Below are 16,591 nucleotides of genomic sequence, written 5' to 3'. Positions count from 1 at the left end.
TTAAGCGCTGTTAATCGCCTTGCTCACATATCGTCTTGCGTAATTTCATCAAGACTTAAAGAAAAGCTTGGTACGTAACGCGTTAAGAAGTAGTCCACCTCTTCAGAATGATACTCTTTAAGGGTTTTATCTAATCGTTTCTTAGCCAGCTTAAACTCTTGGTTACCAGCAGCTAATTCTTCAAGCGTTTTTAGATAAGCGCAAAGTACGTCTGCTGCTTTCACAATAAAAGCTTCTTCTTCACTATGGTAGTGATGATCAATAAGCGCCGCATAGTCTTCTCGAAATGCTTCAGGCGCCATTTCAATTAGCTTGTTCTCTGCAATTTTTTCGATCTTTTTATATTCTTCTTTAATCGCAGGGTTAAAGTATTTCACTGGGGTAGGGAGGTCTCCGGTCAGTACCTCCGACACGTCGTGAAATATTGCCATGGTAGCAATACGATCAGGGTTTAGTGTGCCGCCAAAAAACTTATTTTTTATTAAGGCTAGCGCGTGGGCGACCATGGCCACCTGCAAACTATGCTCCTGCACATTTTCTGTGCGCACGTTGTGCATGAGCGGCCAGCGATTAATAAGCTTTAAGCGCGCCAGGTGCGCAAAAAAGTGACTTTTATCAGACACATTACGCCCCTTGCTTATACGTTCTAAAAAAGTTGCCAATACGATGCAGCGCAGGCACCAATACATCGCTGTGCGGTAAAAATACTAATCGAAAGTACGTGCCTTCATTAAGGTTAAACGCGCGACCGTGTACCAGCAGAATTTTTTCAGAGCTTAATAAGTCCAGCACCATTTGTTCATCGTTTTGAATGTTGAATTTCTTCTCATCTACTTTGGCGAAACAATACATGGCGCCTTTAGGCTTAACGCAAGAGATACCGTCGATGCCGTTCAACATATCTGTAGTTACGTCACGCTGAATGCGCAAGCGCCCGTTCTCCTTTACCAAGTCGTCAATACTCTGATAGCCGCCTAATGCAGTTTGTATGGCGCTTTGACAAGGTACGTTTGCGCACATACGCATAGAAGACAATATATTGAGTCCATCGATATAATCGGTAGCAAGACGTTTATTCCCACTGACAACTAACCAACCAGAGCGAAAGCCCGCCACGCGATAGTTTTTGCTTAAACCACCAAAAGTAACAAAAAATACGTCATCAGCGAGTGACGCAATACTGGTGTGCTGGGCTTCATCGTATAAAATTTTGTCGTAAATCTCGTCGCTAAATACGACTAAGCCGTGCTCGCGGGCGATTTCAACCACGTCTTGCAGGAGGGCTTTGTCGTACACCGCACCTGTAGGGTTATTAGGGTTAATCAATACAATTGCGCGAGTTTTGCTGGTGATTTTACTTTTTATATCGTCAATATCGGGGAACCAGCCCGCTTGCTCGTCGCAGCGATAGTGAACAGGTGAGCCTGACGACAGACTTACGGCTGCTGTCCAAAGCGGATAGTCAGGGCTTGGAATAAGCACTTCATCGCCATGATTAAGCAACGCTTGCATCGCCATCATAATTAACTCAGATACGCCATTACCAATATAAACGTCGTCTACACGGATGTCTTTAATGTTGCGCTGCTGGTAGTACTGCATCACGGCCACGCGGGCAGCATAAATTCCTGTCGAGTCTGAATATCCTTGAGACGTAGGCAGGTTATGAATAACGTCTTTTACGATATCGTCAGGGGCTTCAAATCCAAATGGGGCGGGGTTACCGATATTCAGCTTTAATATGCGGTGTCCTTCGTCTTCCATTTTTCGAGCTTGCGCAGCGATTGGGCCTCTAATGTCGTAACAAACGTTATCTAATTTATGTGAGCGAGATACAGTTTTCATGGTCTATCTGGTTGATTTACATACCCTGAGATTATCGCAATACAAAGTCATATGCGATGGCCTTTTTGCAGTATTTCTGCTTTAAGTACGACTTTTTTCACTAAGTGACTATTTATTGACCATATAACGAGATGAATGATCCGCTTGTCACTTAAGTATAAAATTTATGTTAATAGCTTGTGAACTTTTCATTCAGCGCCTATCGTAGTAGTAAGGCGTGTATAAAAAACGCGTTAGTAACAAACAGGCTAACAAGCAGAGGTGATAAGAATATGTCCCACCATTTCAAAGAAACACCAGAGAATGCAATCACGCAAAGTGGTATAGCACGCGTTATTCCCTGTAAAGAATTAGACGTCGGCGATCCTATAAAATGGATGTCACTGGCGTTAAGAGACGCTATGCGCGCCCCAGGACTCACCCTATTTTACGGTGTGTTGTTTGCGGTTATTCCCTGGTTCATTATGTACCTTGTTGAAATGACCGGTTGGCACTTGGTTATTTTACCTGCCATTGTTTGCTTTATGTTAGTTGGTCCTTTTTTAGCAGCAGGTCTTTATGACATTAGTTGGGAAATGGAAAAAGGTCACAAACCAACACTTCGTCATTCTTTACGCGCTATGCGCAGAAACGCATTTAACGAATGGGGCTTTGCGATACTGCTAATGGTCATGATGATCTTTTGGTTACGCGTTGCGTCGCTTATCCACGCGCTTTATCCACCTTATATAGAGAACGATTTGGAAAGCCTATTGCCTTTCTTAATGTTGGGAACGTTGGTGGGTGCAGGCTTTACCCTTGCAATGCTTTTTATAACCGCTTTTACTCAGCCCATTCTTATGGAACGCAAAGTTGATCTTGCCACTGCAGTTTTGACCAGTGTAAATGCAGTTTGGCTTAACAAGGTTCCCATGCTTATTTGGGGGGCTATAATTTTCACCACAGTAGCAATTGGCTACGTGACCGGGTTTATTGGTTTTATCGTGTTAATGCCTATTATCGGCTACGCGTCATGGCATGCTTATATTGATGCCATTGAAACTAAGCGCGAACGCAAATATGAGTAATCGCCCACGCTTTCTGTAATTTAATTACGGAAATAGTGAGGCTTTCTGTACATTATATGCGCTTTATCATTATATATTTTGTTAAAATTACAGTTTTAAGGCCCCAAAAGGGGCCTTTTTATACTTAAGTCTTATATTTCTTTCTTCCTATAAATATACTGGCTAGATATATTAGTAATATACAATTTATATTATTCTAAGTAATTCAAGGGGTTAGTGCCGTAACAACAGCGTAACAACTTGATTTACCAAGCATTTACCCAGGTTACACAATCATTCAACAGAAAAGTTTTTATTCTTGATGCATAAATAAAGGGCGTTGAGCGAATTGTTGTTTCATTCAACTTTGTTCAACTCAACTTAAGAGTTTGCCACAAACTTGCATAGCACCTTTAACCACACATTGAGGATTTTAAAATGAAATTATCTAACTTACTTAAAGTTTTTGCAGCTACTGCTACTGTCGCTTTTAGTATCAACGCAAATGCAGCCGCAGAGTCTAAAGACATACGCTTCGTAGGTGAAACCCAGTTTGCAGGGTTTTGTAAAGCGATAATCAACGATGATGTAAGAGTTCTTCGTTCAAGCCTTTCACGTAACGTGGGTCGTATTGGTGCTAGTCAGCGTGAAGTATTGCGCATGGTAACGTCTGAAGAAGGCCTAACATGTAATGGAAGTAGCCTTATTAAGTTTTCTGAAGAGCGTCACGCAGATGCGGTACATGAATACTTAACGTCGCGTAGCTAAGGCTTTGGTTGTTGTAACGATAAACTCAGAAAAAGCGGGCTAGCTTGCACTCATCGTCTATCACGTTGACGTAAATGGTGAAAACTAGCCCCGCTTTTTGTCTTACTTTTTGCTCTAAAATGCGCCTTAATTAGCGATTTTAATATACGTGGCTACACGCGCTTTACTGGTTTTAAACAATCGCTGCGTTTTAAACCTAAGCTTTAGTAGCAACACGTAAGCAAGTGGTACTAAGAACAAGCTGGTTAGTGTTGAGAACACCAGCCCACCAATGATTGTAATGGCCATTGGCGAGTAGGGAGGGCCGTCGCCGCCAATTCGAGTACTCCCCATCGCAAGTGGAATAAGCCCTAGAACTGTAGTGGCTACTGTCATCAGAATAGGCCTGATACGTGTCATACACCCTTCAATTACTGCGTCATACAGCGACAAGCCTTCATTAATTAGCTGATTAATTCTGTCTACCAATACGATGCCATTGTTAACCACAATACCCATCAGAATCAGCATGCCAATCATCCCCATGATAGACATAGATGTGCCTGTAACCATGAATGCCCAAAAAACACCTGTGAAGGAAAACAGTAGTGACGTAATTACAGATGTTGGAAGAATTAGCGATTCAAACAGCGCGGCCATCACAACGTATATCATGCAAAGCGCTAATAGCATATTCATTTGCATTACGGCATTGGCTTCATCCTGGCGAGAGAAGCTGCCGTCTAGCGTCCACTTGTAGCCTGTCGGCAATTCGATATTAGCTAATGCTTTTTCTATGCGTTCACGAGCTTGTTCGGTGGTGGTTTCACCCTCTAGATTTGCACCAATAGCAAGCGCTGTTTGACGATAGTTGCGGTTAATTTGCGAAAGCTGTGGCACCACAGAGAAATCTGCAATCATGTTCAGCGTTACCGATTGACCCTGCGTAAACCCGATATTGATGTTCTTAAGTTCGCTTAGCGAGGCTTGAATATCGCTGCCAAACTTAAGCTGCACCGCCACTTCTCCAGCGTCACCATAACGGAATGTACGTAAATTACTGCCTCTTAAAGCCGTAGAGATGAGCTTTGCTACATCATTCACTTGAATACCGAAGCGGTTTGCTTTCTCTCTGTCTATGCGTATTTGAACCTCATCGCGGGTAGATCCCGTGTCGGCTTTTACGTCTTCCAACCCATCTATGGTGGAAAGAATAGGAATGATCTGCTCTGAAATAGTGAGCAAGGTTTCTGAAGACTCGCCCAACAGCGTTACTCTTACGCCACCACCGTTGCCGCTATCCCATTGGAAAGAGGGGCGAGCACGCACGAATAAAGGCATGTTTTCGCGAATATCCTCCTTAATTTTACCCACACTGACCGGTAATTCGTCATTAAGCGTGATACCACTTACTGCATGACCGGCAGTAAAATAGGTGTAAACCTGTTTGATGTGAAAACGTTCTTGGTTTTCATAAAGATAAGCTTCCATTTTATCTACGGTTTTTTCTACCTCTTCTAGGGTAAAGTTTTGGGTTACGTGATAATTAAGCCAAATACGCTCTTGGTTGTTATTACCTTCATCGTCTGATGTCACTGCCTGCATGGGCACGAAAGTCGACGCCAGAATGAGTAACGCAATGACGCAAGTTGTTCCTTGGTGTTTCAACATCCAATTAAGTGCTCGGCCATAGCCTTTTATGTAGGAAGGCGTTTTAGGTGTTTTTACTACTGGAATTTTTACTTTTGTTGTTAGTAATGGAATAAGTGTTTTAGCAATAAAAAGCGACGCAAACAGAGATATGCAGATAGCTACGGCTACGTGCTCTAAGAAAATAGTCACGTCTATTTTTACTCCAATAATATTGGGTAAAAACACAATCGCGGTGGTTGCAGTACCAGCAATGACCGCAAGACTCACTTTGTTTACACCAATTTGGGTGGCCCGTTTGATATCACCTTCTTGTTGGCGCTCTTGAAAGACGCTTTCGGTTATTACAACGGCATTATCAACCAGCATGCCTACGGCAAGCATAAGGCCCATCAGTGACAAAATGTTAAGGGTATAGCCTAAAAGATACATTACACCTAAGGTGATACATATTGAGAAGGGTACCGAAAGTACCACAATCAAGGTCGTGGTAAGCTGGCGCAAGAACAAGTAAAGCACAATAACTGAAAGTAGCGCCCCTAAAAGGCCAGCGTTTAGCAAATCGCTTAGCGATGAGGTTACGCTTTTCGCGGTGTCGTCCATGACGAATAAACTAATTCCTGTAAACTCAGGGTCTTCTTTGGCTTTTTCGATAACCTTCATCACAGCATCAGAAACTTCAACTAGGTTGCTGCCAGACTCGCGAAATACATTGAAGCCTACCGCAAAGGTGCGATCTAAGTGACGCCCTTCGTTGCGCTGAGGAAGCTCGTAAGTGACGCTCGCGATGTCAGACAAGCGCACGTTGCGAGTAACCCACATGTCTTTAAAGTCATTTACATCGGTGAATTCGCCAGTTGGGTTAACCAGAATTTTTTCACCGTTGTTGTACATGTAGCCCGCGGTTAGCGAGAAGTTTGCGCTTTGAAGCTGCTGCTCTAAACGTGTACCGTCTATTTGATATGCCGCCATTTTCTTAGGATCTAAGCGAATGGTGATTTGGCGCTTCATGGTGCCGTATAGCTCAACTTTCGATACACCCGGAACACGCTCTAACGGGCGCTTGAGGTTGCGCTCTAGCAAGTCATAGGCGTTCGATAAGTCGCGGTCGCTCGATACGCGCAGCTGGAATATAGGCATATCGTTGGTGTTAAATTTATACACCATGATCCGCTCTATATCGTCAGGAAGCTCGTGGCGAATAGCGTCAATCTTTTCCCGTGCTTCAATGCTTTTGGCTTTAAGGTTTTCATCCCAGTCGAACTCAACAATGACCTCAGCCATATTGTCGTACGAACGTGCCCTCAAGCGCTTTATCCCCGACATGGTAGCAACGGCCTCTTCAACCGGGCGGGTGATCATGGTTTCAATCTCAACTGGCGTTGCATCAGGGTAGGGGATCTGCACTACCATTTCTGGAATATCAATCCCCGGGAACTTTTCCAAGGGTAATAAGCGGCCAGATACAATGCCGAACAGCAACATAGACAAAAATAGCATTCCGATGGTAACGGGCTTATTTAACGCAAAGCGTGCAAGCGAGGCGCCTATACCTGCAATTTTTGAAAGGTGCGGCTGTGAAGCTATGTCTGTCTCACGTTGATTCGGCTCACGTGTTTGGTCCTTTTCAGTATTGGTTTCAGAACTGATATTAGCGTTGTGAGAAGGTGTACTCATAGTACACCTCCTTTTGGCATTGCTTCTTCGTCATCAAAGCGCGCGTTCGTCTTTGCGTTAACAGGCGTTTTTTGCTCATAGTATTTCTTAACGTCGAAGAAGCTGTAAAGCACAGGCAGTAGGATTAGGGTAAGCAAGCTTGCAAACAAAAGACCGTAAATTACCGTAATGGCCATTGGCGTACGAATTTCAGCGCCTTCGCCAAAACCAAACGCCATAGGCAATAGACCCAAAACCGTAGTAAGTGTGGTCATCACAATAGGGCGCAGGCGGGTCTTTGCAGCATCTAGAACAGCGGTGTCTTTATCTACTCCTTGGCGGCGTAACTGATTTATACGGTCAACTAATACAATAGCGTTATTCACTACAATACCGCACAGCATAATCAAACCAATAAATACCACCACGTTAAGCGGCGTATTGGTAAGCCACAACCCGTACACAGAACCTGCACCGGCTAGCGGCACGGCGAACAAAATAAGCAGAGGGTGCAGCAGCGACTCAAACTGAGACGCCATAACCAAATACACCATGAATACCGCAAGTGCCAGAGCAAACTGTAGCGAACGGAAGCTGCTTTGCATGTCTTCGCTTTGTCCAGTTACTGTTGCACTTAAAGATAGAGGAAGTTGGGTTTCATCAATGACTTTATTAGCAACGGCAACTGCTTCATCAAGCTTACCCTTGGCCAAGTTTGCTGATACCAGCGCTACACGTTGCTGTCCAACGCGGGTGATCTCGCTAGGACCTACACTCATGTACACGTCTGCCACGGCACTTAATGGAATAGGTTGCGCAGAGCCTGGATTAACAACAATGGCACGCACGCTGGTCATGTCATCTCGCTGGTTTTCTTGGGTTCTTACCAGCACATCTACCTTTCTGTCTTCAACACTATACTGTGTAGCGACACGGCCACCTACTTTGGCCGCAATAAGCTGAGAAACGGTTGATGCGTCAAGCTCAAGGCGAGCAAGTTTGGCGTGATGGAAAGCTATTTTAAGCTCTGGGTTCCCGTCGCGAATGCTGGTCGTTACGTCTGCAAAATTATTAAAACTGGCTAGTTTGGTCGCAATAGCGTCGCCATACTGTTGTAGTTGATTAAGGTCGTAACCCGCAATTTCAATTTGAATAGGCGAGGCAAAGCTAAATAGCTCTGGCTCTGAAAACGTTGCCTGAACCTGAGGTTTAAAGGCTAAATGAGCGCGAAGGGCACGCTTTACCGCGTCCATATCGTCAGTCGTCGCCGTAGGCTGCATGACAATGTTTAAGCGGCCCCAATGATCGCCTCCTTGATTAGGCGCAGCGCTTATAAGGCTACCCGTACCGGACATGGCATACGTGCGGAGCACCTTAGTATCACTGCTACCATTGTTATTTACCGCAACCGCAGCAAGCTCGCTGATAATAGCGTCGGTACGCGCTAGTGGCGAGCCCGCAGGGAGGGTCACTTCTACCGAAAATTCACCTTGTGACAGAGTTGGAATAAGTTCCATACCTAGTTTTGGTACAAGCATTATCGCGCCAGCAGCAAGAATAAAGGCAGTAGCTAACACCTGCGCTTTGGCTTTAAGGCTTACGCGCAGCAGTTTTTCATAAGCATAAGCAAGAAGGTCAAACCCTTTATTAAATACCCAAATAAGTGGTTTGAAGGCAACGCTTAGTAATTTGCTAACGATATGCCATGCGCCAATCACCAAAGTTACTAAGGCTGCAGGTAAAAAAACAAAGATAAGTCTGAATACCCAACGAATTGGCAGGGTAAGGTAGTACATAACTTTGCCTAACGTTGACGTAGGAGGGGTAGGCGCTGGTGTAGTGAACACATCTTCGTGATCGAGCTGTTGCTTTTTCTTCTTATGTGCCATTGCAGGGATAAGTGTGAGCGCAACAACAAGCGATGCTGCTAAAGCGAACGACACGGTTAACGCTTGGTCTTTAAACAGTTGACCTGCAATACCTTCTACAAATATCAGCGGCACAAACACGGCCATAGTGGTAAGTGTCGAAGCCACAATTGCGCCAGAGACTTCTTTTGTTCCTTCGCTAGCGGCAGATGCTTCAGTGTCTGTGGCTTCTGCCGTCGTTTTTTCATTAGCTGTAGCGTTATCACCCCCAGCCACTTTTAATTTTTTATGGCGATCGATATTTTCAAGCACAACAATGCTGTTATCTACTAATAATCCAACAGCCAGCGCGATACCACCTAAGCTCATCATATTTAGGCTTATGTCGTTGGCATACATCAAATTAAAAGTTGCAATGACCGACACTGGAATAGACACCGAGATGATGACGGTAGCCCAGAAATCTTTTAGGAAGAGGTAAAGCACCAGCATGGCTAAAATGCCCCCCATGACTGCTGCTGACTTCACATTGTCTATGGCTTGCTTAATAAACACGCTTTGGTCGTAAATTTCGCTTAGCGTGTAATTTTCAGGAAGGTTATTGTTTATTTCGCTTAATCGGCTAGCCACTTTTTGCGCGACATTTACCGCGTTAGCGTCACCTTCTTTATAAATGGCAACTTCAATACCTTCGCTTCCGTTGAAGCGAGTTACCACGTCACGGTCTTTATAAGCACTCTCAACCGTTGCCACGTCTTTAAGTTGAATGTTTCTGCCTTCAAAACGCCCAATGAAGAGGTTTTCGATATCGTTAAGTGTTTCAAACTGATTCAGGGTTCTGACCAAAAACGCCTGGGCTGCGTTATCAATTCTACCGCCAGCTGCGTTAATGTTTTCGGCACTGACCCGGTCAATAATTCGGGTAATGGGAATAGACAGCTGACTGGCTTTCTGCTGGTCGATGAGAATGTGTATTTCGTTTTCTAAACCACCGCCAACGCGCACGGCTGCCACACCCTCTACTGACTCTAGCGCTCGTTTTACTTGCTGTTCGGCATATAAACGTAATCGCTTCATTTGCGCTACGCTTAAACTTGACGTATCGCTTTGTGCCGTCAGCCCCAGTTTAATTACTGGGTCTAAACTTGGGTTAAAACGAAGGAGCCTTGGCTTTTCTATATCAAGGGGAAGCTGTAATACATCAAGTTTCTCGCGCACTTCTAAGCTCGCGAAATCCATGTCAGTACCCCATGCAAATGAAAGCACTACGTCAGACTGGCCTGCACGCGATGTGGACGTGACTTTACGTACGCCTTTTACTACGCCGATGGCTTCTTCAATGGGTTTTGAAACCAGTTGTTCGACTTCGCCAGGCGCTGCACCGTCGTAGTCGGTGCGAATGGTGAGAGCAGGGTAAGATAAGTCAGGCAGTAGGTTAACCGACAGTCTGCCTAACGACACCATACCAAATAGCAATACCGCAAACGTGAACATACTAACGGCAACAGGGCGCTTTACAGCAATATCTACAATACGCATTGTGTGAGTTCCTTGTTAGGCCGAATTAGCTGTTAACTACTTCAACAGGGGCGCTGTCTTTCAAGTTTTGGTGGCCTGCAGTAACCACTTCTTCATTACCGTTTAAACCATTAATAACTTCAACGACTTCGTTATTTTCAAAACCAGTAGAAATATCAACTTTCTTGACTTTGCCGTTATCGACAACGAATACGCTATGGCTGTTATCAATGGTGACCAGCGCTCTTCGAGGTAGCAACGTAGCGTTAGCATGAGTAGCGTATTCAAGTGATACATCGGTAAACATGCCGGCTTTAAGGTGGTTGTCTTCGTTCGGTACTTTTAAGGTAACTTTGAACGTGCCGGTGGTTGCATCAATAACTGGGCTTATACGTTCTACGTTTGCCGTGATAGTTCTATCGCCTAACGCGGCAACAGTAAGTACTGCCCCTTGACCAACCACTACGTTAGGAAGTTCGTTTTCTGGCAAGTAAACAATGCCCTGAAGATTACGCTGTTGAACAATATGAAACATTCTTTCACGTTGAAAAGACTCGGTTAAGTTACCGACTTTGGCGTTTCTCTCTGCAATATACCCGTCAATAGGCGCCGTAATCGTTGCCTCTTTTAAATCAAGCTCAGCCAATCGGACAGACGCTTTTGCTGATTCAAATTGCGAGGTAAGTTTGTCGTAGGTATCGTCGCTTATGAGCTTTTTGGAATAAACTTTATTGACCTTATCAAGTTCGCTTTCTATGCCGGCTAAATCTGCCAGTGCTTTAGATAAGTTCAGCTCGTAGCGACGCTTATCAAGTTGCGCTAGCACTTGGCCCTTTTGCACATAGTCACCTTCTTCAACGAAGATCTCTTCAATGATCCCCGAGGCGCGAGCAACGACAAACGCTTCTTCTCGCGCTTCCAGGATGGCGGTAGTGTCATAGGTGGATGTTATGTCGCCAGTAATGATGGTTTGAGTTTCAACAGGAATAGCAAATGCCGTTTCCTCTGCTGACTCCGACTGGGCGTTGGCGTCGATAGCATCGGCATTAGAACATGCAGTCATCGAAAGCGAAAAAGCAACAATACCGCTTCCAAGAAGAAGCTTTAGCGATGTTGGTGAAAATGAAAGTAAGGAATGTAATGGTGAAAAAGAGATGTGGCTTTGCGTTGATGTTTCCATGGTCAATAACCCTAACGTGTGTGTCGTTATCTAGTAATGACCGGATACAGCAGCTAATATGCCAAAGATGTTAAATAATGCTAATTCCCAATTAATTCAATAGTTTATATGTGTAACAAGTAGTTTCAATAAGAAGGCCAACATTTGCAGTTGGCCTTTTGTACTAATGCTTAGCGAAAAATGCTAATAACCGGTTATTTCCACTATAGTCTATTAAACCAAAGTATAGCTTGTGGTGATATCAACGTTGCCCGTAAGCATAAGCATAACGGAACAGTATTTTTCTGCAGAAAGCTGCACAGCGCGAGCAAGGGCCTTTTCGCTAATACCTTCACCTGACACCGTGTAATGTGCATGAATTTTAGTAAAAAACCGCGGCGGCTCTTCGGCTCGCTCTGCTTCTAATTCACAATTACAGGCTTCAATATTAAAACGGCCTTTTTTCAGAATATCGACCACATCAACACTTGAGCAGGCACCAACGGCTATAAGTACCGACTCCATTGGAGACACTGCGTTGCCGCTACCATCCATCACAGTTTTATAACCGCTGTCTGTAGTGCCAGTAAAAGTAAGATCTTTGTCCCAAGAAACTCGTGCTTTCATTGTTTGTCCTAATATCATAAAGCTATCGAAAGAGGCTGCAAGCCACTGTTGTCACTAACGTATGGAACAGCAGCGAAGTGTTATTCTTATTTGTTCAGACGAATGGCGTCTGGGCTAAGCGTGATTTTCTTTTGCTTGTACAATGCGCCCAACGCTTTTTTATAAGCAGCTTTACTCACATTAAAATGAGAATAAATAGCCTCCGGCGCACTTTTATCTGTTAACGTAGAAATACCACCATGGGCTTCCAAGTCATCTAGAATTGCCTGTTGAAGAGCGTCACGGCCGCCTTTATCAACGCGCTGAAGGGCAACATCAACCTTTCCGTCCTCGCGGATAGTTTTGATAACACCCTCTGTCGCTTGACCGATTTTAAGCGGTTTAAAAGCATCGCTGTGGAAAATGAGCCCTAAATTTTTCTCGTTGATGACCACTTTAAAGCCTAAATCGGTCTTAGCATAAACCAAACAATCGACCGTATCGCCTTCGTTGAGATAGGCGCTGCTTTCCTTCAAGAAGTAATGAAGCTTGGTAGCCCCTAAAATACGCTGGGTTTTATCATCAAAAAAGGTGTGAACCACGTAATACATACCTGGATTAACAGGTTGAGCTTGGTAATCGTTGGGCATCAAAAGGTCGTTGTCTAGGCCCCAGGCGAAGAATGCACCAAAATTCGTAGCAGACACCGCTTTAAGTACCTTGGTTTCGCCTACTTGAATAAGTGGTTTTTTCATGGTGGCATAAAGATCGCCGCGCTGATCCGTGGCTACAAATACTTCAACCTGTTGCCCTTCAGTTAACGGCGTCTCTACTTCGTCAATCGCAAGTGTAACGGTTTGCTGCTCATCAGCATTATCTATTTCTATTACGCTGTCGTTCTCGTCATCGTTTTCGACAAGTGGCGCTAAAGCGTAGCCAAAAGGGTATTGGGCTACCACGCGTAATGTATTAATTTTTCCAATATTTATCATCAGCACTGACTTTTTAAAAAGAACAGGTAACATGATACTGGAATGAAGGTAAGAGCTAAACCATTATGAAGTTAAATTGCGATTTAGGTGAAAGTTTTGGCGCGTGGTCAATGCCAGTGGAATCGGCCATAATGGCGGAAATCGATCAGGCGAATATTGCGTGCGGTTTTCACGCTGGCGATCCATTAGTCATGAATCAGGCTATTTTGTTAGCCAAAAAGCATGATGTAGCCATTGGTGCCCATCCTGCTTACCCCGATCTACAAGGCTTTGGCCGCAGAAGTATGGCGATTGCCGCTGACGAACTTAAGGCTATGATTCAATATCAGGTCAGTGCCTTAAGCGGTATGGCGAAGATTTGTGGCGCTAAAGTCAGCTATGTGAAGCCCCATGGTGCGTTGTACAACGACATGATGAAAGATACTGCTATCATGCGAACAGTAATGCAAAGCATAAGTGAAATAAACGAACAGTCTTCACACGCTCCCCTAGCGTTAATGGTGCAGGCTACGTCGCAAAATGCGGCGCTTAAAGAAGCAGCGCAAAATTGGGGCCTGCCTTTGTATTTTGAAGCGTTTTCTGACAGACGGTATACCGATGAAGGCTTACTGCAATCTCGAATTATAGAAGGTGCCGTGTTGAACGAAAGCGACGCTTTGCTTCAAGCTAAACAGCTTATTTCATCGGGAACGGTAACTACGTCATCGGGAAATACACTTGCAGTAGAAGCTGACTCTTTATGTGTACATGGCGATACTAAAGGGGCGGTAAGTATTGCGAGTAAAATCAGAACATTTCTATAAACCTGCCATATAAAAAACACAATTTAAAAGAACAATACACAAGGCTATTAACCTTTGTTGTGCCGAGAGTCGAATACATAATGCACATCACAACTCGTTATGGCCAGTAAGACAACAAGGACAGTAGATGCAAGCTTTCGGTCGTATTAAACGAATAGTTACAGCAAGTGCAGACGCCATCATCTTGTATTTTGACGGCGCAAGTTTGGATGACGCGAATAATGCCTGCCACAACATGCTGGCAGCTATTGATAGTAACAAGAGTAGAAATTCGTGGTGTTGGTTACGCGAATGCGTGCCTTCTTACGACAGTTTGTTAATCGTTTTTGATATGGCGTTAATTGACAGCCACGGTGTATACCGTGCCTTACGCAATTTAGAGGGTGAAGACATAAACCAGCAATCGGAATCTATACAATTTAATAGAAACAATAGTAGCGCAGTGATTGAAATCCCTGCGTGGTATGGCGCGCCAAATGCCAGCGATTTAAGCATCGTAAGCAAGAAAACGTCACTGTCTATTGAAGAGATTATCGCGCTGCACACAAGTACAACTTATAAAGTATACGCAGTGGGCTTTTCCCCCGGGTTTGCCTACATGGGCGATATTCCAGAAGCGTTGAAATGTGCCCGTTTAGGCACACCGCGCAAGCGGGTTCCCAAAGGAGCAGTTGCGATAGCGGACAGACAAACTGCCGTCTACCCAAACGAGTCACCCGGTGGATGGAACCTTTTAGGGCTCACTGCGTTTGATATGCTTCTGCACAAAGATCAGCACAGTGAGTCACGATTGAGAGCGGGAGACGTGGTTAAGTTTGTTTCGATTACTGAGCAAGAATACAGAGCAGGGTTGCAGGTTGAACTATGAGAATTAATGTACTCAGCAAGGGACTGTTTAGCCTCATTATCGACAAGGGCAGAGTAGGAAAACAGAGGGATGGTTTTTGCGAGTCAGGCCCCATGGACAGTAATGCCTATGATTGGGCCAATTTTCTTGCCTTCAATCTAGATGGCACACCGTGTATTGAAGCGATTGGCGAGATGCAGATACGCGTTGATGAAGATTGTGTTATTGCGGTTACTGGAAGAGAACCCTCGCTTGAAATAGATGGGATCGCTAAAGCGGTATATCAGAGCCAAAAAGTATCAGCAGGCGCATCGATAACCTTCAAAAGTGCGCTTTTAGGTAGCAAAGCATACTTGGCAATATGTGGTAACTGGCAAGTGCCAAAAGCAGTGGGCAGTGCCTGTACGGTGGTTCGCGAACAGCTTGGTGGATTGGACGGTAAGGGATGCGTGTTAAAAGATGGCGATTGCATCGAGGTTTTTGCTAACACAAGAGTGAAACACAACGCTAAAATGCGAACGCTAGCGCAGCAGCACATAGATGACTATAGCTTTGTAGAATCAATCCGGGTTATTCCAGGTTATCAGTTTACAAGCTTTAGTACTGTTGCCGTACGTACATTTGAAACCACCACTTATACGGTTTCATCATCAATCGACCGTATGGGCTTCAGACTGACAGGTGAGTCAGTGGCTTCCGATATAGAGAATATGCGCTCAGAAGCCATCCATCTAGGCGCCATTCAAGTTCCTGGCGACGGCCAGCCTATTGTGATGATGCGCGACAGGCAAACGTTGGGGGGCTATCCGAAATTAGGCTGTGTGAGCCCCTGTGATATAAGTCGCTTGGCACAAGCCGTGCCCGGTGAAAAAGTAAATTTTGTTTTTCAAAACGAAGAAGAGGCAAGGGCCGACTGGCTGCTTATGACAAGTAGACGCCGCCGTTTGCAAGGAGAAATATTGTGACAATTGCGTTTTTAAACGGTGAATATATGCCTCTTTCTGAAGCGAAAATTTCTCCAATGGATAGAGGCTTTCTATTTGGTGACGGTATTTATGAAGTCATACCAACTTACGCTGGTAATCCTGTCGGGTTCAAGGGACACACCACGCGCATGGCTCAAGGTTTAGAAGCAATCGAAATCACCAATCCGTATACCGCAAAACAATGGCACGATATTCTGTCAAATCTGGTTTCAAAGAATCAAACATTCATTGAAAGCGGAAACATTGGCGTTTATTTTCACGTAAGCCGAGGTACCGATACTAAGCGGTTCCATGCTTATCCTAAGCATATAGCACCAACGGTGTTTGGCTTTGCGTTTGAAATCGCGCCACCTCAACCTACGTCTAAGACTGATGTTAAGCCCTTTAAAGTGGCACTCCAGCAAGATAAAAGATGGCAGCGATGCCACATTAAATCAACGTCGCTGTTAGGTAACGTTATGCATTATCAGGCGGGTGTAGACGCGGGTGTTAACGAAACTATATTGTACAACGGCGACGGTATGATAACCGAAGCAAGCTCATGTAATGTGTTTATGGTTAAAGACGGTGCTATATCGACGCCGCCGCTCAATCACGAACTTCTTCCTGGCATTACTCGCGCTATAGCCATTGAAGCGTTTCAGCAAGCTGGGTTAGTCGTCACCGAAACGTGGTTTAGTAAAGAAGATCTTTTGAATGCTGATGAAGTATGGCTTACCTCATCGAGTAAAGAAGTAGCACCTGTGGTAGAGGTTGACGGGCACGTCATTGGAAATGGTGAAGTGGGGGATGTGTGGGAGAAAGCTATTGCTGCCTACCACTCCTACAAATTTAAAGCGTAAAAACAAAAGAGGCCCGCATAAAAGCG

Annotated in this window: 13 protein-coding genes; 6 read left to right on the top strand and 7 right to left on the bottom strand. The window is 44.6% G+C overall.

Annotation, left to right across the window (positions count from 1 at the left end):
• Nucleotides 1–23: 23 nt before the first annotated feature.
• Both yfbR and ACXAFM_RS00875 read right to left on the bottom strand, forming a co-directional pair.
• Nucleotides 24–623 carry a 5'-deoxynucleotidase gene (gene yfbR / locus ACXAFM_RS00880; RefSeq protein ID WP_012519109.1) on the bottom strand — a complete coding sequence of 200 codons (600 nt, stop codon included), beginning with the start codon at nt 621–623 and terminating at the stop codon, nt 24–26.
• Between the two features lies 1 nt (nt 624).
• A complete protein-coding gene (locus tag ACXAFM_RS00875) occupies nt 625–1,845 on the bottom strand; it encodes a pyridoxal phosphate-dependent aminotransferase (RefSeq protein WP_474826061.1) in 1,221 nt (406 codons plus the stop codon).
• A 272-nt stretch (nt 1,846–2,117) separates the two neighbouring features.
• Here ACXAFM_RS00875 and ACXAFM_RS00870 point away from each other — a divergent pair, with 272 nt between their 5' ends.
• Together ACXAFM_RS00870 and ACXAFM_RS00865 are read left to right on the top strand one after the other, a co-directional pair.
• Nucleotides 2,118–2,912 (top strand): DUF2189 domain-containing protein, encoded by a 795-nt coding sequence (locus tag ACXAFM_RS00870; RefSeq protein ID WP_474832766.1) that lies wholly within the window; start codon nt 2,118–2,120, stop codon nt 2,910–2,912.
• A 417-nt stretch (nt 2,913–3,329) separates the two neighbouring features.
• Nucleotides 3,330–3,659 carry a DUF3718 domain-containing protein gene (locus ACXAFM_RS00865; protein ID WP_014979515.1) on the top strand — a complete coding sequence of 110 codons (330 nt, stop codon included), beginning with the start codon at nt 3,330–3,332 and terminating at the stop codon, nt 3,657–3,659.
• A gap of 126 nt (nt 3,660–3,785) precedes the next feature.
• Here the strand turns inward: ACXAFM_RS00865 and ACXAFM_RS00860 are convergent, their stop codons facing one another.
• The 5 genes from ACXAFM_RS00860 to ACXAFM_RS00840 all read right to left on the bottom strand — a co-directional run bounded on the left by ACXAFM_RS00860 (nt 3,786) and on the right by ACXAFM_RS00840 (nt 13,087).
• Nucleotides 3,786–6,965 (bottom strand): efflux RND transporter permease subunit, encoded by a 3,180-nt coding sequence (locus ACXAFM_RS00860; RefSeq protein WP_474832763.1) that lies wholly within the window; start codon nt 6,963–6,965, stop codon nt 3,786–3,788.
• Nucleotides 6,962–10,351: an efflux RND transporter permease subunit gene (locus ACXAFM_RS00855; RefSeq protein WP_474832761.1), complete on the bottom strand. Its 3,390-nt coding sequence runs from the start codon at nt 10,349–10,351 to the stop codon at nt 6,962–6,964. The genes ACXAFM_RS00860 and ACXAFM_RS00855 overlap by 4 nt, the downstream gene beginning before the upstream one ends.
• A 25-nt stretch (nt 10,352–10,376) precedes the next feature.
• Entirely contained in the window at nt 10,377–11,510 is a 1,134-nt protein-coding gene (locus tag ACXAFM_RS00850; RefSeq protein WP_474826053.1) for an efflux RND transporter periplasmic adaptor subunit, read from the bottom strand.
• Between the two features lie 213 nt (nt 11,511–11,723).
• Nucleotides 11,724–12,116 carry an OsmC family protein gene (locus tag ACXAFM_RS00845; RefSeq protein ID WP_474832759.1) on the bottom strand — a complete coding sequence of 131 codons (393 nt, stop codon included), beginning with the start codon at nt 12,114–12,116 and terminating at the stop codon, nt 11,724–11,726.
• Nucleotides 12,117–12,202: 86 nt separating this feature from the next.
• Complete coding sequence (locus ACXAFM_RS00840; RefSeq protein WP_474832757.1) at nt 12,203–13,087, bottom strand: CvfB family protein; 885 nt, start codon at nt 13,085–13,087, stop codon at nt 12,203–12,205.
• Between the two features lie 65 nt (nt 13,088–13,152).
• On the opposite strand from ACXAFM_RS00840, the gene ACXAFM_RS00835 reads away from it, so the two are divergent.
• The 4 genes from ACXAFM_RS00835 to ACXAFM_RS00820 all read left to right on the top strand — a co-directional run bounded on the left by ACXAFM_RS00835 (nt 13,153) and on the right by ACXAFM_RS00820 (nt 16,565).
• On the top strand, nt 13,153–13,890 hold the full coding sequence (locus ACXAFM_RS00835) for a 5-oxoprolinase subunit PxpA (protein WP_474832754.1): 738 nt from the start codon (nt 13,153–13,155) through the stop codon (nt 13,888–13,890).
• A 127-nt stretch (nt 13,891–14,017) separates the two neighbouring features.
• Nucleotides 14,018–14,758, top strand: a complete 741-nt coding sequence (locus ACXAFM_RS00830) for a 5-oxoprolinase subunit B family protein (RefSeq protein WP_474832752.1) — start codon at nt 14,018–14,020, stop codon at nt 14,756–14,758.
• Nucleotides 14,755–15,702: a 5-oxoprolinase subunit C family protein gene (locus ACXAFM_RS00825; RefSeq protein ID WP_474832749.1), complete on the top strand. Its 948-nt coding sequence runs from the start codon at nt 14,755–14,757 to the stop codon at nt 15,700–15,702. Before ACXAFM_RS00830 ends, ACXAFM_RS00825 begins: the two co-directional genes overlap by 4 nt.
• The gene (locus tag ACXAFM_RS00820; RefSeq protein ID WP_474832746.1) at nt 15,699–16,565 is read left to right on the top strand and encodes a D-amino acid aminotransferase; all 867 of its coding nucleotides are present in this window, start codon (nt 15,699–15,701) and stop codon (nt 16,563–16,565) included. The genes ACXAFM_RS00825 and ACXAFM_RS00820 overlap by 4 nt, the downstream gene beginning before the upstream one ends.
• Nucleotides 16,566–16,591: the final 26 nt, after the last annotated feature.

It is taken from the genome of Alteromonas sp. ABD4_190, assembly GCF_056160105.1.
Note: the sequence above shows the minus strand (reverse complement) of the source record. Positions and strands in the feature narration are given on the sequence as shown.

Excerpts from the sequence above, each read along its gene's own strand:
- ACXAFM_RS00875 (WP_474826061.1), bottom strand. The coding sequence starts at position 1,845 with ATGAAAACTGTATCTCGCTCACATAAATTAGATAACGTTTGTTACGAC.
- ACXAFM_RS00870 (WP_474832766.1), top strand. The coding sequence starts at position 2,118 with ATGTCCCACCATTTCAAAGAAACACCAGAGAATGCAATCACGCAAAGT.
- ACXAFM_RS00865 (WP_014979515.1), top strand. The coding sequence starts at position 3,330 with ATGAAATTATCTAACTTACTTAAAGTTTTTGCAGCTACTGCTACTGTC.
- ACXAFM_RS00860 (WP_474832763.1), bottom strand. The coding sequence starts at position 6,965 with ATGAGTACACCTTCTCACAACGCTAATATCAGTTCTGAAACCAATACT.
- ACXAFM_RS00855 (WP_474832761.1), bottom strand. The coding sequence starts at position 10,351 with ATGCGTATTGTAGATATTGCTGTAAAGCGCCCTGTTGCCGTTAGTATG.
- ACXAFM_RS00850 (WP_474826053.1), bottom strand. The coding sequence starts at position 11,510 with ATGGAAACATCAACGCAAAGCCACATCTCTTTTTCACCATTACATTCC.
- ACXAFM_RS00845 (WP_474832759.1), bottom strand. The coding sequence starts at position 12,116 with ATGAAAGCACGAGTTTCTTGGGACAAAGATCTTACTTTTACTGGCACT.
- ACXAFM_RS00840 (WP_474832757.1), bottom strand. The coding sequence starts at position 13,087 with ATGATAAATATTGGAAAAATTAATACATTACGCGTGGTAGCCCAATAC.
- ACXAFM_RS00835 (WP_474832754.1), top strand. The coding sequence starts at position 13,153 with ATGAAGTTAAATTGCGATTTAGGTGAAAGTTTTGGCGCGTGGTCAATG.
- ACXAFM_RS00830 (WP_474832752.1), top strand. The coding sequence starts at position 14,018 with ATGCAAGCTTTCGGTCGTATTAAACGAATAGTTACAGCAAGTGCAGAC.
- ACXAFM_RS00825 (WP_474832749.1), top strand. The coding sequence starts at position 14,755 with ATGAGAATTAATGTACTCAGCAAGGGACTGTTTAGCCTCATTATCGAC.